Origin of the sequence: Mesorhizobium sp. M1E.F.Ca.ET.045.02.1.1 (genome assembly GCF_003952485.1) — a bacterium.
Taxonomy (GTDB): Bacteria; Pseudomonadota; Alphaproteobacteria; order Rhizobiales; family Rhizobiaceae; genus Mesorhizobium.
In genome coordinates, this window is record NZ_CP034447.1 from 1,653,316 (window position 1) to 1,676,447 (window position 23,132).

Sequence of the window (23,132 nt, forward strand, 5' to 3'; positions counted from 1 at the left end):
GGACTATTTACGAACGCCAAATGAGTGTCTAGTGTCTTGGTCGCGGCTGGATTTGCGCCGTTCTTAAGTTGCCAGACCTTGGGCAAGCCCCTTGAGGAGGAGGGCGTCCAGGCCGCAGCCGACACATCAGGGATGAGTTTCAAAAAGGGAGGTTGAACCATGAAATCCATGATCCGTAACGCATCCGTCGCCGCGGCGGCCTTGGCTCTCGGACTGTCTGCGAGCGCGACCGCGCGCGCCGACGACAAGCCGACGCTGGCCTTCGTCGTCAACGGCGCGTCAGACTTCTGGAAGGCGGCGGAAGCCGGCGTGAAGAAGGCGCAGGGCGAATTGCCCGACTACACTCTCGAGCTCAAATATCCGGAGCAGTCTTCGGTCGCCATCCAGCAACGCCTGATGGACGATCTGGTGACGGCCGGCGTGAAGGGCATCATGGTCTCGGCCGTCGATCCCAAGACCTCGACCGACGGGCTGAACAAGATCGCGTCCGAGACGGCGCTGTTCACCACCGACTCGGACGCCCCGCAGACCAAGCGCGTCGCCTATATCGGCTCGTCCAACGTCGATGCCGGCAAGCAGGCGGCCGAGATCGCCAAGAAGGCGATGCCGGACGGCGGCAAGTGCCTGGGCTTCGTCGGCCTGCTCGGCGCCGACAACGCCAAGGAGCGCATCCAGGGCATGAAGGACGGGCTCGCCGGCAGCAAGATCGAGCTGGTCGACGTGCGCGGCGACGACATCGACCAGGCGCGCGCCAAGAAGAATGTCGAGGACGCGCTGGTCGCCAGCCCCGACATCACCTGCATGGTCGGCTTCTATTCCTACAACACGCCGCGCATCTATGAAGCGCTGCGCGACGCCGGCAAGCTCGGCCAGATCACCGTCGTCGGCTTCGACGACGATCCGATCACGCTGGGCGGCGTCAAGGAAGGCACGGTTGCAGCGACCGTCGTGCAGCAGCCCTTCGAATGGGCCTATCAGGGCATGAAGCTGATGGCTTCCTACCTCAAGGGCGACAAGTCGGGCATTCCGGCCGGCGGCCTGATCATCGTGCCGACCAAGATCATCGGCAAGGACGATGTCGACGCCTACGCCGCCAATCTGAAGGCGATGGCGGGCAACTAATCGATGAACCGTTGCGCCGGCTCAAGGTTCGCCTTGGGCCGGCGTCCGTATTGACGGGCCTCGCGAGGCCCGTCAGTCTGTAGCCCACCGGCTGCTGAGATGCGTCATGAATTGTGGCGCGATGAACCATGGCGCGATGAACTATTCCGACCCATCCATCGTCCAGTCCGCTCCGTTCCTGAGCCTCGAGGCCGTGCGCAAGACCTATCCCGGCGTCGTGGCGCTGGACGGGTTCTCCATGGAGGTCAAGCCGGGCGAGGTGATCGGCCTGGTCGGCGAGAACGGCGCCGGCAAATCGACGCTGATGAAGATCCTCGGCGGCGTGACGCGGCCGGACAGCGGCACCGTCACGGTCGACGGCGTCGCGCATGACGGGCTGACCGTGGAAGCCAGCATCGGCTCCGGCATCGCCTTCGTGCACCAGGAGCTCAACCTCTTCGAAAATCTCGACGTCGCCGCCAACGTCTTCTTCGGCCGCGAGCCGTTGAAGGCCGGGCCGCTGAGGCTGGTCGACCGCGCCAGGTTGCGCGAGATGGTGGCGCCGCTGTTGAAGCGCGTCGGCGCCAATTTCTCGGCCGACGCGCCGGTCGCCTCGCTGTCGCTGGCGCAGCAGCAGATGGTCGAGATCGCCAAGGCGCTGTCGATCAAGGCGCGGCTGGTGATCCTCGACGAGCCGACCTCCAGCCTGCCGATCGCCGAGACGGAAAAGCTGCTCGACGTGATCAAGGGGCTGCGGGCGGAAGGCATCAGCGTCATCTTCATCTCGCACCGCCTGCACGAGGTCGAGCGTGTCGCCGATCGCGTCGTGGTGCTGCGCGACGGCATGCTTGCCGGCACCTTGCCGAAGAGCGATATCAACCACGACCAGATGGTCAAGCTGATGATCGGCCGCATGCTGAAGGAGCGCGAGAAGGCCGCCGAAGCGGGGCGCGCTCCGGGCGGCGTGGCGCTCTCGGCCAGCGCGGTGCGCACCCCAGCCTATCCGGATCACCCGGTCGATCTCGAAATCAGGCGCGGCGAGATCCTCGGCCTCGCCGGGCTGGTGGGCTCCGGCCGCACGGAGCTCGCGCGCGTCCTGTTCGGCGTCGACGAGCGGCTCGGCGGCAGCGTCGCGCTGGACGGCAAGGCGCTCGATGTCGGATCGGCCGCCGACGCGGTGGCGAACGGCATCTTCCTGGTGCCGGAAGACCGCAAGCTTACCGGCATCCTGCTCGACCTCTCGATCGCGCAGAACATCTCGCTGCCCAACCTGCCTGCCCATGCGAAGCGCTCGCTGGTCTCGACCAGCGCCGAGCTCGCAACCGCCGAAAAGCAGAAGAAGGACCTCGGCATCAAGGCGCCGTCGGTGCTCACCCGCACCGGCACGCTTTCGGGCGGCAACCAGCAGAAGGTGGTTCTGGCCAAATGGCTGGCGATGAACCCCAAGGTGATGATCCTCGACGAGCCGACTCGCGGCATCGATATCGGCGCCAAGGCCGAGATCTACGGGCTGATGAGGTCGTTGGCGGATGCCGGCGTCGCGGTGCTGATGATCTCCAGCGACATGGAAGAGGTGATCGGCGTCTCGGACCGCATCGCCGTCATGCATGAGGGACAGATCTCCGGCATTCTCGACCGGGACGATTTCAGCCAGGAAAACGTGCTTCTGCTGGCGGTGGGCAAAAAGCCCAAGCTGGTGCAAGCTGCGGGAGGAGCGCAATGAGCAAGAAAGATCTCGGCCTGCTGGTCCTGATCCTGGTGGTCGGCGCGGTGGTGACTGCCATCAATCCGCGTTTCCTTTTGCCGATCAACCTCGCCAACACCTCCAACCTGATCGGACTGTTCGGCATCCTCTCCATCGGCCAGGCCTTCGTCATCATCACCGGCGGCATAGAGCTCTCGGTCGGTTCGCTGGTCGCGTTGCTCGGCACGTTGTTCATCGACTTCATCGCCGTGCGCGAGATGGACTGGCCGCTGGCCTTCGCGCTGATCATCGCGCTCGGCGCCATCATCGGCTTCGTGCATGGCTGGCTGATCACGCGGCTCAAGATGCAGCCCTTCGTGGTGACGCTCTGCGGCCTCTTGATCTATCGCGGCGTCGCCCGGTTCTACACCGCCGACGGCACGGCAGGTTTCGCCTTCGGCCAGAACTTCCCGGATCTCGAGTTCCTCACGGCCGGGCGCTCTTACGGCGTGCCGAACAGCTTCACGGCGCTGATCGTCATCGCCATCGTCATGTGGGTGGTGCTGCACCGCTCGGTGTTCGGGCGCTACCTCTACGCCATCGGCAAGAACGAGGAAGCGGCGAAATATTCGGGTATCCGCACCGGGCGCGTCGTCATCGCCGCCTATGTCATCTGCGGCGTGCTGACGGCGCTGTCGGCGATCTATTTCGCCATGTATACGCGCTCGATCTCGCCGGCCAGCCATGGCCAGTTCTACGAGCTTTACGCGATCGCCGCGGCGGTGCTCGGCGGCTTCTCGCTGCGCGGCGGCGAGGGCTCGCTGGTGGGCGTCATCCTCGGCACCGTGCTGCTGCAGGAACTGCAGAATCTGGTCAACCTGCTCGGCATCCCCTCCTCGCTGAACTTCGCGGTGATGGGCGGCGTCATCCTGATCGGCGTGCTGGTCGATCAGCAATGGGGCGTGTTCCGCGCCCGGCGCCGGATGCTGGAGGCGACGCGCAGGAACGTCGCCGGCGCGCCGGCGGAGTAGCACTGCCTCCCCCTTCTCCCCTTGTGGGAGAAGGTGGATCGGCGCGAAGCGCCGAGACGGATGAGGGGTGTTGGAAGGATCGCTGCCTCGGGGGCGTTTCAAACCCTTTGATCTTCCACGCCTCACTCCGTCCAGCACCCCTCACCCGGCCGCTTCGCGGCCACCTTCTCCCACAAGGGGAGAAGGAAAAGGCGCTAGATCTGATCCGACAGGTCCGAGAACGCCATCGCCTTGCGCAGCACCTCGGCGAAGCGCTCGCCGGCAATTTCCCTGGCGCCGCTGTTGTCGATCGAGGTGACGTCCGGACCGGACAGCGTCACGCTCGTGCTGCGCGCCAGGCGGGCCAGCACCTCGCCGCGCGATTCGCGGCCGCGCGCCGCCAGCCGCTCGGCGAGGATTTCGGGCGTGGCGGTGATCTCGACCACCGCCAGATTGGCGTAGCGCTCGCGCAGCGCCGGGATGATCGCGCGCGATACATTGGCCACGGCCACATGGCCGTTGGCGACGGCCCAGTCGACATCGGCCGGCAAGCCATAGCGCAGGCCATGCGCGTCCCAGCAGATGGCAAAGGCGCCATCGGCCTCCGCCTCGGCGAAGGCGGCGTCGGCCAGCGTGTCGTGGTCCTCGCTCGCGGAATCGCTCGGCCGGGTGATGACGCGACGCACGAATTCCAGCCGCGTCTCGCCGGCAAAGCGCGCCTTGGCGAAGCCGATCACCGTGTCCTTGCCGGCGCCGCTCGGGCCGACAACGGCGACGAAGACGCCGTTGCGGATGGGAAGCGTGTCGGCCAGTTCGCGCTCGATCAACGCCGAAACCATCATGCGACCCGGCGTCCTTCGCGCCAGACGGTGCGAACAACCGGCACGTGCTCGTCGACACGCACGCGCACGAGATCGGCGCGCCGGCCGGGCTCGATGACGCCGCGATCGCTAAGGCCGACCGCTTCCGCCGGGTTCTTCGAGACCATGGCGACCGCCCGCGGCAGCGAGATGCCCTCGACGACATCGCCGAGGAAGAAAGCCGACTGGATCAGGCTGAAGGGGATGTAGTCGGACGACAGGATGTCGAGCAGGCCGTCGCCGGCCAGCGCCCTGGCCGAGACATTGCCCGAATGCGAGGCGCCGCGCATGACGTTGGGCGCGCCCATCAGCACGCCGAGGCCTGCCGCCTTCGAGGCCTTTGCCGCCTCCTCGGTGGTCGGGAACTCGGCGACGCGCACACCCTGCTCCACCGCTTCGTCGACATGGCCGGCCGTCGCATCGTCATGGCTGGCGAGCACGATGCCGCGCTCGTGGCAGGCGGCGGAAATGAAGATGCGGTTCGGACCGGAGTTCATGGCCGATTCGGCCATCCGCTTCTCGCAGAATTTCTGGAAGTCGCGGTCGGTCAGCTTCAGCTTGCGCTGGTAGTAGTAGGCATAGGTCTCGAGGTTGACGAACTGGCGCTGGCCCGGCGCATGGTCCATCAGCGAGGCGAGCTTCACCCTGTCGTCGGTCTCGAAGTTGGCGAAGGCTTCCAGGCAGTCCGGCGCCGATACCTCGCAGCGCAGATGGATGAAATGGTCGGCCCTAAGCCGATCCTGGCGCACGCTGTCCTCGATCGCGTCGGCGAGCTTGCGCACGTCGTCGGACTTCAGGTCGGCGTCCTCGTCCATGCCGACGCGCAAGGCATCGAGCACCGTGGTGATGCCGGCGGTCGCCACCTGGGCGTCGTGAGCAAGCACGGCGGCGATCGGGTTCCAGCGCACTTTCGGGCGCGGCGCGTAGTGGCCTTCGAGGTGGTCGGTGTGCAGCTCGACCAGACCCGGGATGATGTAGTCGCCGCCCATGTCCTCGCCGGCGCGGGCGGCGCCCGGCTCGATCGCGGCAATCTGGCCATCGCGCAGCAGCAGCGAGCCCTCGACGATCTCGTCGGGCAGCACGATGCGGGCGTTGTTCAAAACGGTCTCGGCGGTCATTTCAGCAGTCCTATTTCAAGCGATCATTTTGGGCGATCATATCAGGCGGTCAAATCAGGCGGTCTTTCTGGCCGGGCGGCGCCCAAGCGCATGGTGGGAAAGCGCCATAAACGGCGCGCCGGGCTCGGTTTCGACGAACAATGTCAGCGCATCCACCGGTACCGGACGCTGCAGCACATCCGCGAACAGGCTGTCGATTGCTGCACGAAGACGTGGGCTTTCCTGTGGCCCGACGCGTCCCGACAACGTCATGTGGAAGCGGAACGTCTCGAAGACGTAAGGGTAGCCCCACTGGCACAGGTTGCGGAATTCCTGCGGCTTCAGGGAATCGGGGCTGCGCCGCTCGATCTCCGCTTCGGTCAGCGGCGCGCGGAAGCGGTCGAAGGCGCGCACGACCTCGCCGGCGAAGCTGTTGAGCGGCTCGAACGGAGTTTCAGGCACCAGGGCGAAGAAGCCGTCGATCTGGCCGACAACGAGGCGCGGGATGACGACCGGCGGCGTCGCCTCGGCGAAACTATCGAGGGCGGCGCGCAGCGAGGCTTCCGTCTCATTCGAAGCCAGCCCGAACGGCGCCTTAAGCGTCGCATGGAAGCCGTAGCGCCTGGCCGAAGCCGTGTGGAAAGCGACTTCCGCCGCCGACAGCTCACCTACGGCCTCGACCGGGCGCGTCGCCGCGCCGAAGGGATCGCGGCCAAGCCAATTGGCGGCGATGCGCGCCAGCGGCTCGTCCTGCCGTGGGGTGAAATAGATGGCGTAGCGCATGGAAAGTCCTCGTCAGACCGCTGCCATAGGTGATTTCCATGACGGATTGACGAAGCTTTCATGGGTTTTCGAAGGCAAACAACCCCTGGCGGTCCTTAGCCGACGATTTTCCCGAGCTGGACCAACAAGTTGAGCGTCATAAAGAGCTCAGGCCTTCATCAGCCATTCGTGCTCGGCCGCGTTGTGGAATTTCCACGTCCGCTTCGGGCCGGCCATGACGTTGAGGTAGTAGAGATCGTAGCCGTGGCAGGCCGCGCACGGGTGATAGCCCTTCGGCACCAGCACGACATCGCCGTCCTCGATCGCCATCGCCTCGTCCAGATCGCGCACGCCGTTCCTGTCGGCATCGGTGTAGACGCGCTGGAAGGCGAAGCCCTGCGGCGGATTGAGGCGGTGGTAATAGGTCTCCTCGAGATAGGACTCCGCGGGGAGATTGTCCTGGTCGTGCTTGTGCGGCGGATAGCTGGAGGTGTGGCCACCGGGAGTTATGACCTCGACCACCAGCAGCGAGTCGGCCGGCTTACCCTCGGGCAGGATGTTGGTAACGTAGCGGGTATTGGTGCCCTTGCCGCGCACTTCCTGGCCGAGATCGTCAGGCCCGATGACGCGGACGGGAAGACCACCGGCAAGGCCCGGCGCCGAGCAGACGGCGAGCTCCAGCTCGGTGTCGGCGGTCACCGACCAGTCGGAGCCTTGCGGCACATAGACCGACCAGGGCTTGCCCTCGAAGGGCGACATGCGCTCGCCGAGCAGGCCGAGATCCTTGCCGCCGGCGGATGTCTTGCCCTTGCCGGTAACGAAGACCAGGCAGACCTCGCGATCGCCCGTCTTGCCGGCTGCGGTCTCGCCCGGCCGCAAGCGGTGGAGATCGAAACCGACATAAGTCCAGCCGGCGCTTTGCGGGGTGACGTGGGCGACGTGGCCGTGGCCCTTGTCGGCCTTGACGAGCAGTTTCGACATTGCGGTCACTCCTTCGGTTCGGGGCCGGCCTTGTTCTCCTCGGCCGGCTTGTAGAGGTAGAAGAACTGCCACACCGCGTAGCCGGCGAAGCCGAGCGCGATGACGCCCCAGAAGGGCGTGCCGGAGGCGAATTCGATCACCGACCAGATCAAACAGACGGCCACGACGGCGATGCGTCGCCACAATGGCCGGAAGAAGGGGTGCTCATAGTCTTTCATCGCGCCAATCCAGGATCTGCCCAAAGCGCAACGGATAAACCGCGCGCCATGGCAAATCCACCGTTTACGCCGGGAAGCCTTGCGTCTCCACCGTATAGCCGGCGGCCGTCATCACCCGCATCAGTTCCTTGTGCCCGACCTGCGCCATCTTGAGCGGCGGGTTCTTCTTCGGGTCCTGCTCGGCCTCGACCACGAACCAGCCTTCATAGCCGTGGTCGGCGAACTTCTGCACGATGGCGCCGAAATCGAGCGAGCCGTCGCCCGGCACGGTGAAGGCGCCGAGCGCCACGGCATCGAGGAAGGACTGTTTCGTGCGGTCGAGGCTGTCGATGACGCCCATGCGCACATCCTTCACATGGACGTGGTTGATGCGCTTGTGATGGTTGTCGATGGCGCGCAGCACGTCGCCGCCGGCAAAGGCGAGATGGCCGGCATCGAGCAACAGCGGGATGCCTTCGCCGGAATGGCGCATGAAGGAATCGAGCTCCGGCTCGGTCTCGACCACAGCCGCCATGTGGTGGTGATAGGAGAGCGGCATGCCTTGATCGGCGCACCATTCGCCGAATTCGGTGACGCGACGGCCATAGGCCTTCATCTCGTCACCGGTGAGCTTCGGCTTGGTGGCCAGAGGCTTGGAGCGGTCGCCCTGGATGGAACGACCGACCTCGCCATAGACGATGCAGGGCGCGTCGACCGCCTTGAACAGGTCGATCATCGGCTGGATACGATCCTTGTTCCTGGCCAGGTCCTCGTTGACCAGCGTGCCGGAGAACCAGCCGCCGCAGAGCGTGACGTCGGCTTCCTTCAGGATCGGCAGCATCACTTTCGGATCGTTGGGGAAGCGGCGGCCCATCTCCATGCCGGTGAAGCCCGCCGAGCGCGACTGGCGCAGACACTCCTCCAGCGACACGTCATCGCTCAATTCCACGAGATCGTCATTCCACCACGCGATGGGGGACATGCCCAGTTTGGCTTTCAAGTCGTCACTCCAGTATCAGGTTCGTGCCTACCCTCCCCCTTGTGGGGAGGGTCGCTGCGCAGCAGCGGGGTGGGATGCGGCGCCGACCCCCACCCGGACTTTCGGGTCCGACCTCCCCACAAGGGGGAGGTAGGGAGTTGGCGGCGCCGGCTTTAGTCACCGATGCTCTGCATCTGCTTTTTGCCCTCATACGCCTTGCGCGCGGCGTTTACCTGTGCCCGCGATGAGACTTCCGGCACGGCGACATCCCACCAATGGCCGCCGGCCTCGGTCGACACCAGCGGATCGGTGTCGATGACCAGCACGGTGGTCTTGCTGTTTTGCTTCGCCTTGGCCAGCGCCGTCTCCAGCTCGGCTATCGACGCCACCTTCTCGGCGACGGCGCCGAGGCTTGCCGCGTGGGCGGCGAAGTCGACGTCGGGCATCACCTCGTGGCGCGCGTCCTTGAGCAGATTGTTGAAGTTGGCGCCGCCGGTCGCCATCTGCAGCCGGTTGATGCAGCCATAGCCGCGGTTGTCGAGCAGCACGATGGTGAGTTTCAGGCCGAGCATCACCGAAGTCGCGATCTCGGAATTGAGCATCAAATAGGAGCCGTCGCCGACCATGACGACGACCTCCTGATCGGGCTTGGCCATCTTGACGCCGAGGCCACCGGCGATCTCATAGCCCATGGTCGAGAAGCCGTATTCGGCGTGGTAGGAGCCGGGCGCGCCCGCCTGCCAGAGCTTGTGCAATTCGCCCGGCAGACCGCCGGCGGCATGCAGCAAGGTGACGCCGGAGCCCATGGCGCGCTGCACGGCGCCAATCACCTGCGCGTCCGAGGGATAGGCGGCATTGGTCGAGGCCGTGACCTTGGCGGCGGCGGCCTGCCAGTCCTTCTTGCCCTTCAGCGCATTGTCGGTCCAGGCGGTTGGCGCCTTCCAGCCTTTCAGCGCGGCACTGAGTTCGGCCAGGCCTTCGGCCGCGTCGGCGACCAGCGGCAGCGCCCAGTGCTTGCCGGCGTCGAAGACCTGGGTATTTAGCCCAATGATGGTGCGGCCGGCATTCTTGAACAACGCCCAGGAGCCGGTGGTGAAATCCTGCAGCCGGGTGCCGACGGCGAGCACGACATCGGCTTCCTCGGCCAGCCGGTTGGCGGCTGAGGTGCCGGTGACGCCGACCGCCGCCATGTTGAGCGGATGATCGTCGGAGAGCGAAGACTTGCCGCCTTGCGTCTCGCAGACCGGAATGCCGGCGCCCTGCACCAGCTTGGCCAGTTCTCCCGAAGCCTGCGAATAAAGGACGCCGCCGCCGGCGATCACCAGCGGCTTCTTGGCGCCCTTCAGCGCCGCGACGGCGTTCGCCAGCTCGTGGCGATCCGGGCGAACCCTGCGCGGCGTCCAGACGCGCTCAGCGAACAGGCTTTCGGGATAATCATAGGCCTCGGCCTGCACGTCCTGGCAGAGCGAGAGCGTGACCGGGCCACATTCGGCCGGATCGGTCAGGACCTGCATGGCGCGGTTCAGCGCCGGGATGATCTGCTCGGGCCGCGTGATGCGGTCGAAATAGCGTGAGACGGCGCGGAAGCAGTCGTTGACGCTCGCCGTGCCGTCGGAGAAATCCTCGGCCTGCTGCAGCACCGGGTCGGGCAGGCGGTTGGCGAAGACATCGCCGGGGAGCAGAAGCACCGGCAGCCGGTTGACATGGGCGAGGGCTGCCGCCGTCACCATGTTCAGCGCGCCGGGGCCGATCGAAGTGGTGGCGGCCATGAAGCGGCGGCGGAAATTCGCCTTGGCGTAGCCTATCGCCGCATGCGCCATCGCTTGCTCGTTATGGGCGCGGAAGGTCGGCAGCTCGTCGCGCACCTGGTAGAGCGCCTCGCCGATGCCGGCGACGTTGCCATGGCCGAAGATCGCCCAGACGCCGCCGAAGATCGGCACTCGTCTGCCGTCGATCTCCGTCATCTGGCGGGACAGAAAGCGGGTCAGCGCCTGCGCCATCGTCAGGCGAACGGTCTTGGTCATTGTCGTTTTCCTCCGGCTTTCCTTGTGCCGTCTTGTTATGCGGCCGCCTTCTTATGCTGCTTTACGGCCGCGCGCGGCAAGCCATGCCTCGGTCAGTTGCTCGAAGCGCGAGGCCATGTCGGCGACGGCCTCGTCGTCCGACATTTTTCCGGCCAGCCATTGTTCGGCGGCGTTGATGAAGATGGTGCGACCGACGGCAAATCCCTTGACGATGGGCGCATTGCTCGTTGCGGCAAAGGCCGCGACCAACTCGTCCTGCGGCGCCTCGAGACCGAGCAGCACGACGCCGCGGCACCATGGGTCGTTCTTGACGATCACCTGCTCGATCTTCGCCCAGGCGTTGGCGGACGCCTGCGGCTCGAGCTTCCACCAGTCGGGCTTGATGCCCAGCGCATAGAGCTCTTCAAGCGCGCGCGGAATGGTGGTGTCGTCGAGCTTGCCGTGCTTGCCGGCGATGATCTCGACGAGAAGTTCCCTGCCGACTTTCCGCGCCGCCTCGAACAGGGCCCGCAGCTTCTGCTGCTGCTCGGTCTTCAGCGCTTCCGGATCGTCCGGGCGATAGAAGCACAGGCATTTGATGCAGTGGTCGACCGGCCATTCGACCAGTTGCGAGCCGATATCCTGCGAGAATTCGAAGCGTAGCGGCCGCGAGCCAGGCAACTCGACCGGGCGGCCGAGCCAGGCGAAGGGATGGCGGGCGAATTCGAACATCGCGTCGCGGCCATATTTCTCGTCGATCAGCATGCCGTAGCCGTCGCGGCCGGCGGCGACCTTGGCCGCCGCCTTGACCGTGAGCACCTTGAAGTCGGGGATGCGCGCAGCATCGGCGCCGACTCTAGCCGCGACGTCCTCCAGCTGGATGCGATGATCGCAGGCGAGCGCCATCAGCGAGGGAATGTCGCGCCGCCGCGTCGTCGCCCAATGGATGTGGTTGATCGCCTCGTCCTTGCGCAGCGCCAGATGCTTGCTGCCGTGCTTCAGGAAGAACTGCAGTTCCTCGAAGGTCGGATATTCCGGGGCGCAGAGCAGGCGCGACACCGCGAAGGCGCCGCAGGCGTTGGCCCAGGTGGCGGCCGTGGCAAAGCTTTCGCCGCCCAGCCAGCCGCGCAGGAAGCCGGACATGAAGGCGTCGCCGGCGCCGAGCACGTTGTAGACCTCGATCGGGAAACCCTTGCCGACGATGCCGTCCTCGAGGTCGTCGCTGATCGGCCCGTCATAGACGATGCAGCCCTTGGCGCCGCGCTTGAGCACGATGGTGGCCGCGGACAAGGAGCGGATCGTCTTCAGCGCGCTCAGGCAATCGTCGGCGCCCGACGCAATCATGATCTCCTCCTCGGTGCCGACGATGAGATCGCAATCGGGCAGCACGGTCTTCAGCTGCGCCGAGACGCGATCGGATTTGACGTAACGCTCGAAGCCTTCGGCATGGCCGGCGAGGCCCCAGAGGTTCGGACGGTAGTCGATGTCGAAGACCACCTTGCCGCCTTTGGCCTTCATGAGGCGGATCGCCTTGCGCTGCGCGGCGTCCGAGTTGGGGCGAGAGAAATGCGTGCCGGTGACGACGACGGCGCGGGCCGAGGCGATGAAGGCTTCATCGATGTCCTCTTCCGCCAACGCCATGTCGGCGCAGTCGGAGCGATAAAAAATCATCGGCGAGACGCCTTCGTCCTCGACGGAAAGCAGGACGAGCGCGGTCAGCCGCTCCTTGTCGGTCTTCAGTCCGTCGACCGAGACGCCCTCACGCCGAAGCTGCTCGCGGATGAAGCGGCCCATCTGCTCGTCGCCGACGCGGGTGAGCAGCGCCGAGCGCAGGCCGAGCCTTGCCGTGCCGACGGAAATATTGGCCGGGCAGCCGCCGACCGACTTGGCGAAGGAGGTGATGTCCTCCAGGCGCGAGCCGATCTGCTGTCCATAGAGATCGACCGAGGCGCGGCCGATCGTGATGACGTCGAGCGGCGGATATTTCGCTTCCACGGCTTCGCCCATTCGAACCTCCCATCGGCCTTGTTGTGCAGAGCAGCGTCGTTGTGGGCAGCACGCGAGGACGGCAGCGTGGCGCCGTCAATATGAAATAATAATTCCAATCCATAGTCAATATGGAATGAGCATTCCCGGATGGAAAAACGCTGACGCGAGGCGGTCAGGACTTGCGCTTGCGGCCGGCGTCGCGCCGCTTCTCGCCGACCGCGACGGTCAGCGCCATGGCGAGCGCCATCGTCGCCGAGATCGAGCGGAAGCCGCCGAAATCGGCTTCGGCCACCTCGAACCAGATCTTGGCGAACTGGGCGAGCGGCGAAAACGATGAGTCGGTGATGGCGACGATCGGCACGCCTTGCTCGGCGATCGAGCGCGTCTCTTCGATGGTCGCCGGCGCGTAAGGCGAGAAGCTGATGGCGATGACGGCGTCACGCGGCGTGGCGAAGCCGATCATCTCGGCGTTCAGTCCGGCAGCCGATTCGATCAACTGGTTGCGGATCTTGAGCTTGCCCAGCGCATAGGCGATGTAGGACGCGACCGGATAGGAGCGGCGCTTGGCCAGCACATAGATGGTCTCGGCTTTCGCCAGCAAGTTGACGGCCTCTTCGAAATGCACATCGTTCAACGCGCGCGAAATGTCGCTGAGCGAGGTGCTGGCGGCAGCGACGAAGCCGTCGAAGATCGCCCGGTGCCCGGCACCTTCCTCGGCCTTGGCGCGCAGTGCCGCGAGCCTCTCGTCATAGGAGGAATTGCGCTCGCGCAGGCGCTCGCGAAAGACCTGCTGCAGGCTGGTAAAGCCGTCGAAGCCGAGTTGCTGGGCGAAGCGGATCAGCGTCGAGGGCTGGACGCCGGCCGAGGCGGCGATGCTTGCGGCGGTGCCGAAGGCGATGTCATCGGGATTGTCGAGCGCATAGGCGGCGATCTGGGCGATGCGCTTGGGCAGGCTGTGCCGACGCTCCAGGATCGTCGTGCGCAACGTCTCGAAATCGCGAGGCACCCGTTCGTCCATCGTCGCTCCGCCCACGGCCATATTGAAAGCTCTCTCTCCTGCCTCATCATAGCGAGTTCGCGCAAGAACACCATAAAAAATGATTTGGACGTTCCATTCTCAAGTGAAATGGATTAATTCATCCATGCTTCTCTTTCTCTTCAATGGAGACAATCGACATGGTCGGAGTGGGCCTCATCGGCACGGGCTTCATGGGCAAGTGCCACGCCATCGCCTGGAACGCGGTCGGCGCCGTCTTTCCCGATGTCGAGAAGCCGAAGCTGGTGCATCTGGGTGAAGTCAATGACGAGCTCGCAAAACGCAAGGCGGGCGAGTTCGGCTTCGCCAAGGGTTCCGGCGACTGGCGCGCCGTGGTCAACGATCCGGAGGTCGATGTCGTGTCGCTGACCACGCCCAACCAGTTCCATCCCGAAATGGCGATCGCCATCCTGGAGGCCGGCAAGCATCTGTGGTGCGAGAAGCCGATGGCGCCGGGTTTCGCCGAGGCCGAGGCGATGGCAAAGGCGGCGAAGACATCGGGCAAGGTGGCGGCGCTCGGCTACAACTACATCCAGAACCCGGCCATCCGCCATATCGGCGCGCTGCTTCAGGAAAAGATCATCGGCGACGTCAATCTCGTGCGCATCGAGATGGACGAGGATTTCATGGCCGATCCCGACGCGCCGTTCTTCTGGAAGCATGAGGCGGCCTCGGGCTATGGTGTGCTCGACGATTTCGCCGTCCATCCGCTGTCGCTGATCAAGGTGCTGTTCGGCCGCGTCGCCCGCGTCATGTGCGATATGGTCAAGCCTTATGCCGACCGGAAAGTCGCTTCCGGCGGCCGCCGCGCGGTCGAAACCTACGACATTGCCAGCGTGCTGATGCATCTCGAAAACGGCGTCGCCGGCACGCTGCTGGTCAACCGCTCGGCCTGGGGACGCAAGGGCCGCATCGCCATCCAGATCTTCGGCTCGAAGGGCTCGATCCTCTACGACCAGGAGCGGATGAACGAATTCCAGCTTTATCTCACCGCCGACCGGCCAACCGAGCAAGGCTACCGCACCATCCTGGTGGCGCCGCATCACAAGCCCTACGATTCCTTCCTGCCGGCGCCCGGCCATGGCCTCGGCTTCAACGACCTCAAGATGATCGAATGCCGCGAACTCTTGATGCGGATCGCCGGCAGGCCGGCGCGGATCATCGATTTCGACGAAGGGCTGGAGATCGAGCGCACCGTGCATGCGATGGCGCGCTCGTTCCAGGAACAGCGCTGGATGGATGTGAGGTAATCTGCCGGACCGCCCGGCGATGCGTCAGTTGCCGGCGGCCGCTGCATTGATCTCCCAGCCATCCACCCAGACCTGCCGCAGCCGATCGCCTTCGCCCTTGAACCATAGGCCGGTCGGCTGGCAGTCTTCGATGCGGTCGCTGCGGAAATTGCGGATGGCCTGGCGCAGCTCGCACCAAGCGACGATGTTGGCGGTCTCGGCATAGTAGATCAGCGCGATCGGCCGGACGGTGCGCTGTGTGTCACGGCCCGCCTCGTCTCGATAGGCAAGGTCGAGCTTTTCCTCGTCGCGGATGGCGCGCCGCACGAGCGCCAGATCGACCGCAGCAGCCGAGGGCGCGGCAAAACCCCAGGCATGCAGAGCGTTGGCGTCGAGCGTCTGCCGCAAGGGCGGCGGCACCGCGCCGGCGATCTTGGCGCCGACCCGTTTTGCGGCCTGCTTGAGCTCGTCGTCGCCGGTGCGTTCGAGCAGCGCCAGCGACAACACGATCGCCTCCATCTCCTCGATCGAAAACATCAGCGGCGGCAGGTCGAAGCCAGGGCGCAGGATGTAGCCGATACCGCGCCCGCCCTCGATCGGCACGCGCATCGCCTGCAATGCCGCGATGTCGCGATAGACCGAGCGCACCGTCACTTCCAGCCGCTCGGCGATCGCCGCCGCCGTTACCGGCTTTCGGGCCAGCCGCAGGATCTGGATGATCTCGAACAGGCGCGAGGCCTTGCGCATTTCCTCACCCACCATGAAGGCAACTGACACACCCCCGTCAGTTGGGGTGGCCTATAGGGCCGCCTATACGCTTGAAAATCAACAGATTCCTGAACTCCTTGGCCGACGGAGCGACAAGCAACTGACATGAGCTACACGGAAAACCTCTGGCTTTTCTTCATCCTGCTGTTCGGCATCATCGCCGTTCCGGGCATGGACATGCTGTTCGTGCTGGCCAATGCGCTGACCGGCGGCCGTGATCGGGGTCTGGCGGCGACCGGCGGCATCATGCTCGGCGGCGCGGTGCATACACTGAACGGCGCGATCGGCGTCGGCCTGCTCATGCATTTCGTGCCGGTCCTGTTCAAACCGCTTCTGGTCGTCGGCGCCGCTTATATGGCCTATATCGGCATTTCGCTGATGCGCAGCTCGATCACCGTCGGCAATGACGGGCCCACGGGGAGCCGTTCGGCCTGGAAAGCCTTTCGCCAGGGGCTTGTGACGTGCCTGATCAATCCGAAGGCCTATCTCTTCATCCTTGCCGTCTATCCGCAATTCCTGAAGCCGGCTTACGGTCCGATCTGGGTGCAGGCGACAATCATGGGGTTGCTGACGGTCGCCACGCAGGCGGCGATCTATGGCGGGCTCGCCATCACCGCCGGCCGCAGCCGGGCGCTGCTGGTCGACAACCCGGGAGCAACCGCCTTTGCCGGGCGCGCGGCCGGGCTGCTTTTGTTTGCGGTTTCGGTGTTCACCGCATGGGAAGGGCTGAGGGCGGCGTGAGCCTAAAAAGGCGCACGCCGCGTTCCTTCCAGCACCCCTCATCCGTCTCGGCGCTGCGCGCTGATCCACCTTCTCCCACAAGGGAGAAGGGCGAGGCATCAGGCGGCGCCCTGGCGGCTGGCGAGCATCTCGCGCTTCACCGACCGGCGCCATTCGACGGCGCCGGCGAGGCCGTGCAGCACCGTCTCGGTGGTCGCCCAGTCGATACAGCCGTCGGTGATGCTCTGGCCGTAGGTGAGCGGCTTGCCGGGCACGACATCCTGCCGGCCGGCGACGAGATTGCTCTCGATCATGACGCCGATGATACGCTCGTCGCCCGCCGCTACCTGCCCCGCCACGTCATGCGTGACCTTGGGCTGGTTCTCCGGCTTCTTGCCGCTGTTGGCGTGGCTGACGTCGATCATCAGCCGCGGCGCGACGCCGATGCGGGCGAGCTCCGCCGCAGCGGCATCGACGCTTGCCGCATCATAGTTCGGCACGACGCCGCCGCGCAGGATGACGTGGCAATCCTCGTTGCCGGTGGTCGCGGCGATCGCGCTGCGGCCGCCCTTGGTCACCGCCATGAAATGATGCGGCTGGGCGGCCGACTTCACCGCTTCGCCGGCGATGCGCAAATTGCCGTCGGTGCCGTTCTTGAAGCCGACCGGGCAGGAGAGACCGGACGCGAGCTCGCGGTGGATCTGGCTTTCGGTCGTGCGCGCGCCGATGGCGCCCCAGGCAACGAGGTCGGCGATGTATTGCGGCGTCGTCATGTCGAGGAACTCGGTCGCCGCCGGCAGGCCGAGATTGTTGACGGCCGACAGCACGTTGCGCGCCATGCGCAAACCCTTGTCGATGTTGAAGCTGCCGTCGAGGTCGGGATCGTTGATCAGGCCCTTCCAGCCGACCGTGGTGCGCGGTTTCTCAAAATAGACGCGCATGACGATCTCGAGCCGGTCCGCCAGGGCCTCGCGCAGCGCCGCCAGACGGCTGGCGTAGTCCACGGCGGCGACCGGATCGTGGATGGAACAAGGGCCGACAATGACTACCAGTCGATCGTCGGCCCCCGTCAGGATGGAATGGATGGCGTTGCGTGAGGCGGCAACGGTGCGCGTCGCCGTCAGCGAGCGCGGTATCTCGCGCATCACGTCGTCCGGCGTGCTCAGGACTTTGAGTTCCTTGACCCGAAGGTCGTCTGTGGTGGTCAACACGGCTTTCTGCTCCTGGTTAGGAGACCTGCCGGCTGAAACGAAAAAGCCGCCAGGTCTGGCGGCTTTTCGGATTTAGATGCTGCAATCTTCAGATCGAGCGCAATCCTCCCGCCGCCAGCGAGCTGTCGTAGTAAAAGTACCAAAACGAGGCGGTCAGGTGGATCATGCGGCTCATATAGTCGAAGCTGGGGCGATTGTCACCTGTCTCATGAAGCTGCTCGCCTGAAACGACGACGGCCTCGCTCGGCATCGCCAATTACCGGTGTCGGCGCCGCCCCTCACCTGCCTGCCGGCATCCTCTCCCCGTTGCAACGGGGAGAGGGACGCTCTCGCCGGCGATTTCGGCAATCGCCAACGTCGCGGCCAGCCCCTTCTCCCCGTCGCTATACGGGGAGAAGGTCCCGGCAGGGGGATGAGGGGCGGCGCCAACGTCCGAATGGATGGGGAACGATCCGCCCAGGGCTATTGGCTAGGCCCTACTCGCCGATCACGCCTGCAATGTTCTGGTCGTAGTCGACCAGCGAACCCGTCATGACGCCGGCCTGCGGGCTCAGCATATAGGTGATCAGCCGGGCGAGCTGCGCCGGCTTGACCAACTGGCCCATTGGCTGCGCGGCCTCGGCCTTTTCCAGCCAGTCGTCCGGCGCGTCGTGCCACTTCTTCTGCACGATCGCCTCGCCTTCGGTGTCCATCCAGCCGGGCAGGACGGCGTTGCAGCGGATGCGGTTCTGCCGGTAGGAACTGGCGACATTCTTGGTCAGCGTCATCAGCGCGCCCTTGCTGGTCGAATAGGGCGTCAGGAAGGACTGGCCGGCATGCGCCGACATCGACAGCACGTTGACGATCGAGCCCGGCGCCTTGCGCTCCAGAAGATGCGCGACGAGACCCTGCATCAGGAAGAAGGGGCCGCGTACATTGGTGTCGAAGATCTGGTCGAAGACCTCTTCGGTGGTTTCGATCAACGATCCTCGCGCCGAGGTGGCGGCGGCGTTGACCAGCGCGTTGAGCGTGCCGAAATGGCTGAGCGCGGTAGCCACTGCGCGCTTGCAATCGCCGACGTTGGCGACGTCGGCACTGATGAAGATGGCGTCGACGCCGCTCTTCTTTAGGGCGGCGACCGCTTTGTCGCCCTTCTCCTGCGAGCGGCCGACCAGCGCCAGCGCGCGGCAGCCCTCGTCAACCAAGGCTTCAGCAACCGCGAAGCCGATGCCCTGCGCTCCGCCGGTGACGATAGCGCGCGTTTCCGAATTGCGGCCGGCCAAACCGTTCATCGCTCTGCTCCTGTAATAGTATCCAAACAGTTCAATCGACGCGGACGGTCTTGCCCGTCTTGGCCGACTGCAAGGCGGCGTCGGCCAGCTTCAGCGCGATCAGCCCGTCCTTGCCGCTCGGCGCCGCCTTCTTGCCCGCGGTTGCCGCGGCAATGAACGCCGCGATCTCGTTGGCATAGGCGTCGATGTAGCGGGTCATGAAGAAGTCATGCAGCGGCGGGCGGGTGTAGCCCTTGTCGTTGGCGAGCTCGATCGACACCGGCCGCTGGTTCTCGGCTGCGACCATGCCTTTCGAGCCGTGCACCTCGATGCGCTGGTCGTAGCCATAGGTGGCGCGGCGCGAGTTGGAGATGACCGCCTGCTTGCCGGACGCGGTTTCCAGGATGACGCTGACCGAGTCGAAATCGCCCGCGTCGCCGATCTTCTTGTCGACCAGCACCGAGGCGTGGGCGCTGACGGCGACCGGCTCCTCGCCGAGCAGGAAGCGCGCCATGTCGAAGTCGTGGATGGTCATGTCGCGGAAAATGCCGCCCGAGCGGGCGATGTAATCGAGCGGCGGGGCGCCCGGATCGCGCGACGTGATGGTGACCATCTCGACATCGCCGATGGCGCCGTCGTCGATCGCCTTGCGGACGGCGGCGAAATGCGGATCGAAGCGGCGGTTGAAGCCGACCATCAGCGTGGCGCCGGCCTTCTCGACCACGGCCAGGCACTGCTCGACGCGCTTGGCGTCGAGATCGATCGGTTTCTCGCAAAAGATCGCCTTGCCTGCCTTGGCGAAGCGCTCGATCAGGTCCGCATGAGTGTCGGTCGGCGTGCAGATGATGACGGCGTCGATGTCCTTGGCCTTCTCGATGGCGTCGATCGTGCGCACCTCGGCGCCGTAAGCGGAGGCGAGCTCCGTCGCCGCTTTCTCGAAGGCGTCGGCTACGGCCACCAGTTTGGCCTGCGGGTTGGAGGCAACGGCGCGGGCATGCACCTTGCCGATGCGGCCGGCGCCGAGGAGAGCGAAGCGGAGAGTCATGGAATGTCCTTCGAGGGTGGTTTTTAAAGGCATGTCCGCGCCTCTTGGCACGGACGATTTGGTGATCCCGTCGTGGCGCCCCTGTCAGGCGGCCTGAAGCTCCGCCTGTCCGGTCTTGGCGCCGGTGATATAGGCGACGATGTCGTTGCCGTCGGTGTCCTGCTTGCGCAAATTGGCGACGATGCGGCCGCGGCGGAAGACGACGATGCGGTCGACCAGGTCGAACACCTGGCGCATGTTGTGGCTGATCAGGATCAGCGGCTCGCCATTGGCCTTCAGCGTGCGGATGATATTTTCGACCTGCGCGGTCTCCTGCACGCCAAGCGCCGCCGTCGGCTCGTCCATGATGATCAGCTTGGAGGCGAAGGTCGCGGTGCGGGCGATCGCCACGCACTGACGCTGGCCGCCCGACATGTGTCGGATGGTGCTGGAGAGGTTCGGGATCTTCACCGCCGTGCGCACCAGCGCCGCCTCGGTCGCCTTGCGCATCGCCTTGCGGTCGAGGATCGAGAAGGGGCCGAGGTTGAACAGCACCTTCTCGCGGCCGAGGAACAGGTTCGACGGCACGTCGAGGTCGTCGGCCAAAGCGAGGTTCTGGAACACCGTCTCGATGCCGGCCTCGCGCGCCTCGATCGGGCCGGCGAAGTTCACTTCCTTGCCGTCGAACCAGATCTTGCCGTCGGTGCGCTGCTCGACGCCGGTGATCTGGCGCACGAAGGTCGACTTGCCGGCGCCGTTGTCGCCCATGATGGCGACATGCTCGCCCTTGCGCAGCTCGAAATTCGCCTCCTGCAGCGCGTGCACGCCGCCATAGTGCTTGGTGAGGTTTTCGGTCTTCAGAACGATGTCGGACATGGTCAAGCTCCTATCGCCCGGCGGCGCTGGCGCCATTGATCGAGAACGACTGCGCCGACGATGATCACGCCCTTGACCATCTCCTGGTAGTAGGCGTCGAGGCGCAGGAAGGTGAAGCCGGAGATGATGACGCCGAAGATCAGCGAGCCGATCACGGTGCCGATGATGGACCCGCGGCCGCCCGACAGCGAGACGCCGCCGATGACCGCCATGGCGATCGCGTCGAGTTCGTACATCACGCCCATACCGGCCTGGGCGGTGAGGTTCTTGGAGGAGAGCACCACCGCGGCGATCGAGGCGAGGATGCCCGCAATCACATAGACCAGCACCTTGTGGTTGGCGATCTTGATGCCGGACATGCGCGCGGCGTCCTCGTTGGAGCCGATGGCATAGCAGTGCTTGCCGTATCTGGTATAGCTCAGGATAAGCTGGAACAGGATCGCCAGCGAAATGAAGATGATGACCGGCATCAGCCCCTTGCCGATGGCGGCGAAGCTGTCGGTCGGGAACGAGATCGGCTGGCCCTTCGACCACCATTTGGCGATGCCGCGCGCCGTGACCATCATGCCGAGCGTGGCGATGAAGGGCGGAATGCGGGTGAAGGCGATCAGGGATCCGTTGATCAGGCCGGCAATCAGGCCGCAGCCGACCGCGACCAGCAGCGGCACGATGACCGGCAAGTCGGTCCAGCCATAGGCGATGAACATGGCCTTGGGGTTGGGATTGCCGTTGACGGTCGCAACCTGCGCGAAACTCATGGCGATCATGGCGGTGGCGCCGACGATCGAGCCCGATGACAGGTCGATGCCGCCGCAGATGATGACCTGCGTGACGCCGATGGCGATGATGCCGACGATCGACACCTGCAGGATGATGATCTGCAGGCGCTGCTCGTTGAAGATCGCGTCGACGTTCTCGCGGGTGTTGAACAGGAAACTGTCGCCGAGGAAGACGCGGCCGATAAGCTCGAACGCGCCGACCAGAATGACCAGCGCCAGGAACACGTTGAACTCGGCAGGCCAGGGGCGCTTCTTGGCGTCATAGCTCAACCCGCCAATGCCATGCGATGTCTGTGACACGTCTTCTTCCTCCGAATGACCGCGCCCGTTCTCCCGCCCGGTGGGTGGGAGAAGGAAGGGAGCGGCGCCGCTTGTCAGCAGCCGATTTCAGCCAGTCCGATGCGTCGGAGCGCCGCTCCTGGGTTTGTCTTCACGCAATTCCGTACGGAAACCTTTTCCTGGAATTGCGCTGGCGCAGCCTCAGTTCTTCTTCAGGAACTTGTCGATGTTCGCCGGCGTGACGAGCTGGAACGGGATATAGACCTTGTGTTCCACCTTCTCGCCCTTGGCGAGCTTCAGCGCCGCGTCGAGGGCGCCGGCACCCTGGCCGGCCGCGTCCTGGAAGACCGATACGTCGAGATCGCCCGCCTGCATCGCGGCCAGCGCGTCCTGCGTGGCGTCGACGCCGCCGACCACGACCGACTTCATGTCGATGTTGGCGGCCTTCATCGCCTGGATGGCGCCGATGGCGCTCTCGTCGTTGTTGGCGATGACGCCGTCGAACGGCTTACCGGACGACAGCCAGTTGGTCATCAGGTTCTGCGCCTCGTCACGCTTCCAGTTCGAGGTCTGCTTGTCGATGATCTTGATGAAGTTGCAGTCCGGCGTGGCGATCACTTCATCGATATCCTTGGTGCGCTGCACCGCGGCCTGGTTGGAAAGCTCGCCCATAATGACATAGACATTGGCTTCCTTCTTGCCGGCTTCCTTGAACAGGCGGCAGGCTTCCTTGGTCTCGAGCGTGCCGGATTCAGCCTCGTTCGAAGCGACGAAGGCCTGGTTGTCGGGCAGCGCATCGACATTGACCGGTTCGCGGTTGACATAGACCAGCGGGATCTTGGCCGCGGCGGCCGCGTCCGACATCGCCTGCGTGGCCGAAGTGTCGACCGGGTTGACGATGATGGCGTCGACGCCCGAAGCGGCGAAGTTCTTGATCTGGTCGAGCTGCTTGGCGACGTCGTTCTGCGCGTCCTCGACCTGCAGCTGGACGCCATCCATGCCCTTGGCCTGCGCGATCATGCCGTTGCGCAGCACGGTCAGGAAGTTGTCGTCGAAAAGAGCCATCGAAACGCCGATCTTGGCGGCGAAGGCGGACGAACTCATCAGCGCCGATAGCGCGACGCCCAAAAGCAGTTTCTTCATTTTATTTCTCCTCCACTTGGTGTCCGGCTGCACCGATTGAACCGGAATCCCCGATCTCTCCGGGGAATCTCTCCCTGCGTCCATTCCGACGGCGTTTTCACTGCGCAGTGGAACGCCTGATCCTCTGTTTGAAACAGATGTTCCGGAACGAAAG

General features: G+C 65.0%; 22 protein-coding genes. 5 read left to right on the forward strand and 17 right to left on the reverse strand.

Annotated features, from left to right (window positions below):
- Positions 1–159: 159 nt before the first annotated feature.
- The 3 genes from EJ070_RS07735 to EJ070_RS07745 all read left to right on the forward strand — a co-directional run bounded on the left by EJ070_RS07735 (position 160) and on the right by EJ070_RS07745 (position 3,816).
- The gene (locus tag EJ070_RS07735) at positions 160–1,122 is read left to right on the forward strand and encodes a sugar-binding protein (RefSeq protein ID WP_126090807.1); all 963 of its coding nucleotides are present in this window, start codon (positions 160–162) and stop codon (positions 1,120–1,122) included.
- Positions 1,123–1,258: 136 nt separating this feature from the next.
- The gene (locus tag EJ070_RS07740; protein WP_126095676.1) at positions 1,259–2,824 is read left to right on the forward strand and encodes a sugar ABC transporter ATP-binding protein; all 1,566 of its coding nucleotides are present in this window, start codon (positions 1,259–1,261) and stop codon (positions 2,822–2,824) included.
- On the forward strand, positions 2,821–3,816 hold the full coding sequence (locus EJ070_RS07745; protein ID WP_126090808.1) for an ABC transporter permease: 996 nt from the start codon (positions 2,821–2,823) through the stop codon (positions 3,814–3,816). Before EJ070_RS07740 ends, EJ070_RS07745 begins: the two co-directional genes overlap by 4 nt.
- A gap of 194 nt (positions 3,817–4,010) precedes the next feature.
- Here EJ070_RS07745 and phnN read toward each other — a convergent pair whose 3' ends face one another.
- From phnN to EJ070_RS07790, 9 genes are all read right to left on the reverse strand, one after another.
- The gene (gene phnN, locus EJ070_RS07750) at positions 4,011–4,637 is read right to left on the reverse strand and encodes a phosphonate metabolism protein/1,5-bisphosphokinase (PRPP-forming) PhnN (RefSeq protein ID WP_189350430.1); all 627 of its coding nucleotides are present in this window, start codon (positions 4,635–4,637) and stop codon (positions 4,011–4,013) included.
- On the reverse strand, positions 4,634–5,773 hold the full coding sequence (locus tag EJ070_RS07755) for an alpha-D-ribose 1-methylphosphonate 5-triphosphate diphosphatase (RefSeq protein WP_126090809.1): 1,140 nt from the start codon (positions 5,771–5,773) through the stop codon (positions 4,634–4,636). Before EJ070_RS07755 ends, phnN begins: the two co-directional genes overlap by 4 nt.
- 54 nt (positions 5,774–5,827) lie before the next feature.
- Positions 5,828–6,535 carry a DUF1045 domain-containing protein gene (locus tag EJ070_RS07760; RefSeq protein ID WP_126090810.1) on the reverse strand — a complete coding sequence of 236 codons (708 nt, stop codon included), beginning with the start codon at positions 6,533–6,535 and terminating at the stop codon, positions 5,828–5,830.
- Between the two features lie 147 nt (positions 6,536–6,682).
- The gene (gene iolB / locus EJ070_RS07765; protein ID WP_126090811.1) at positions 6,683–7,495 is read right to left on the reverse strand and encodes a 5-deoxy-glucuronate isomerase; all 813 of its coding nucleotides are present in this window, start codon (positions 7,493–7,495) and stop codon (positions 6,683–6,685) included.
- A gap of 5 nt (positions 7,496–7,500) precedes the next feature.
- Positions 7,501–7,713: a DUF3329 domain-containing protein gene (locus EJ070_RS07770; RefSeq protein WP_126090812.1), complete on the reverse strand. Its 213-nt coding sequence runs from the start codon at positions 7,711–7,713 to the stop codon at positions 7,501–7,503.
- Between the two features lie 64 nt (positions 7,714–7,777).
- A complete protein-coding gene (gene iolE / locus EJ070_RS07775; RefSeq protein WP_126090813.1) occupies positions 7,778–8,692 on the reverse strand; it encodes a myo-inosose-2 dehydratase in 915 nt (304 codons plus the stop codon).
- A 152-nt stretch (positions 8,693–8,844) separates the two neighbouring features.
- The gene (iolD, locus tag EJ070_RS07780) at positions 8,845–10,695 is read right to left on the reverse strand and encodes a 3D-(3,5/4)-trihydroxycyclohexane-1,2-dione acylhydrolase (decyclizing) (protein WP_126090814.1); all 1,851 of its coding nucleotides are present in this window, start codon (positions 10,693–10,695) and stop codon (positions 8,845–8,847) included.
- A gap of 51 nt (positions 10,696–10,746) precedes the next feature.
- Positions 10,747–12,681, reverse strand: a complete 1,935-nt coding sequence (gene iolC / locus EJ070_RS07785; RefSeq protein WP_126090815.1) for a 5-dehydro-2-deoxygluconokinase — start codon at positions 12,679–12,681, stop codon at positions 10,747–10,749.
- A gap of 154 nt (positions 12,682–12,835) precedes the next feature.
- Complete coding sequence (locus tag EJ070_RS07790; RefSeq protein WP_189350432.1) at positions 12,836–13,681, reverse strand: MurR/RpiR family transcriptional regulator; 846 nt, start codon at positions 13,679–13,681, stop codon at positions 12,836–12,838.
- Between the two features lie 158 nt (positions 13,682–13,839).
- Between EJ070_RS07790 and EJ070_RS07795 the strand changes: the two genes are divergently transcribed.
- Positions 13,840–14,949: a Gfo/Idh/MocA family oxidoreductase gene (locus tag EJ070_RS07795; RefSeq protein ID WP_126090817.1), complete on the forward strand. Its 1,110-nt coding sequence runs from the start codon at positions 13,840–13,842 to the stop codon at positions 14,947–14,949.
- 24 nt (positions 14,950–14,973) lie between these two features.
- Here the strand turns inward: EJ070_RS07795 and EJ070_RS07800 are convergent, their stop codons facing one another.
- Positions 14,974–15,675 (reverse strand): YafY family protein, encoded by a 702-nt coding sequence (locus EJ070_RS07800; protein WP_126090818.1) that lies wholly within the window; start codon positions 15,673–15,675, stop codon positions 14,974–14,976.
- Positions 15,676–15,801: 126 nt separating this feature from the next.
- Here EJ070_RS07800 and EJ070_RS07805 point away from each other — a divergent pair, with 126 nt between their 5' ends.
- Positions 15,802–16,437 (forward strand): LysE family translocator, encoded by a 636-nt coding sequence (locus tag EJ070_RS07805; RefSeq protein ID WP_126090819.1) that lies wholly within the window; start codon positions 15,802–15,804, stop codon positions 16,435–16,437.
- A 98-nt stretch (positions 16,438–16,535) separates the two neighbouring features.
- Here EJ070_RS07805 and EJ070_RS07810 read toward each other — a convergent pair whose 3' ends face one another.
- The 7 genes from EJ070_RS07810 to EJ070_RS07835 all read right to left on the reverse strand — a co-directional run bounded on the left by EJ070_RS07810 (position 16,536) and on the right by EJ070_RS07835 (position 22,978).
- Positions 16,536–17,627, reverse strand: coding sequence for a 3-deoxy-7-phosphoheptulonate synthase (locus EJ070_RS07810; RefSeq protein WP_126090820.1), 1,092 nt, complete (start codon positions 17,625–17,627; stop codon positions 16,536–16,538).
- Positions 17,628–17,715: 88 nt separating this feature from the next.
- Complete coding sequence (locus EJ070_RS36195) at positions 17,716–17,877, reverse strand: hypothetical protein (RefSeq protein WP_189350434.1); 162 nt, start codon at positions 17,875–17,877, stop codon at positions 17,716–17,718.
- 226 nt (positions 17,878–18,103) lie between these two features.
- A complete protein-coding gene (locus EJ070_RS07815) occupies positions 18,104–18,898 on the reverse strand; it encodes an SDR family oxidoreductase (RefSeq protein ID WP_126090821.1) in 795 nt (264 codons plus the stop codon).
- Positions 18,899–18,929: 31 nt separating this feature from the next.
- On the reverse strand, positions 18,930–19,922 hold the full coding sequence (gene iolG / locus EJ070_RS07820; protein ID WP_126090822.1) for an inositol 2-dehydrogenase: 993 nt from the start codon (positions 19,920–19,922) through the stop codon (positions 18,930–18,932).
- Between the two features lie 84 nt (positions 19,923–20,006).
- Positions 20,007–20,777, reverse strand: coding sequence for an ATP-binding cassette domain-containing protein (locus EJ070_RS07825; protein ID WP_126090823.1), 771 nt, complete (start codon positions 20,775–20,777; stop codon positions 20,007–20,009).
- Between the two features lie 2 nt (positions 20,778–20,779).
- A complete protein-coding gene (locus tag EJ070_RS07830; protein WP_126090824.1) occupies positions 20,780–21,856 on the reverse strand; it encodes an ABC transporter permease in 1,077 nt (358 codons plus the stop codon).
- 180 nt (positions 21,857–22,036) lie between these two features.
- Entirely contained in the window at positions 22,037–22,978 is a 942-nt protein-coding gene (locus tag EJ070_RS07835) for a sugar ABC transporter substrate-binding protein (protein ID WP_126090825.1), read from the reverse strand.
- Between the last annotated feature and the right edge of the window lie 154 nt (positions 22,979–23,132).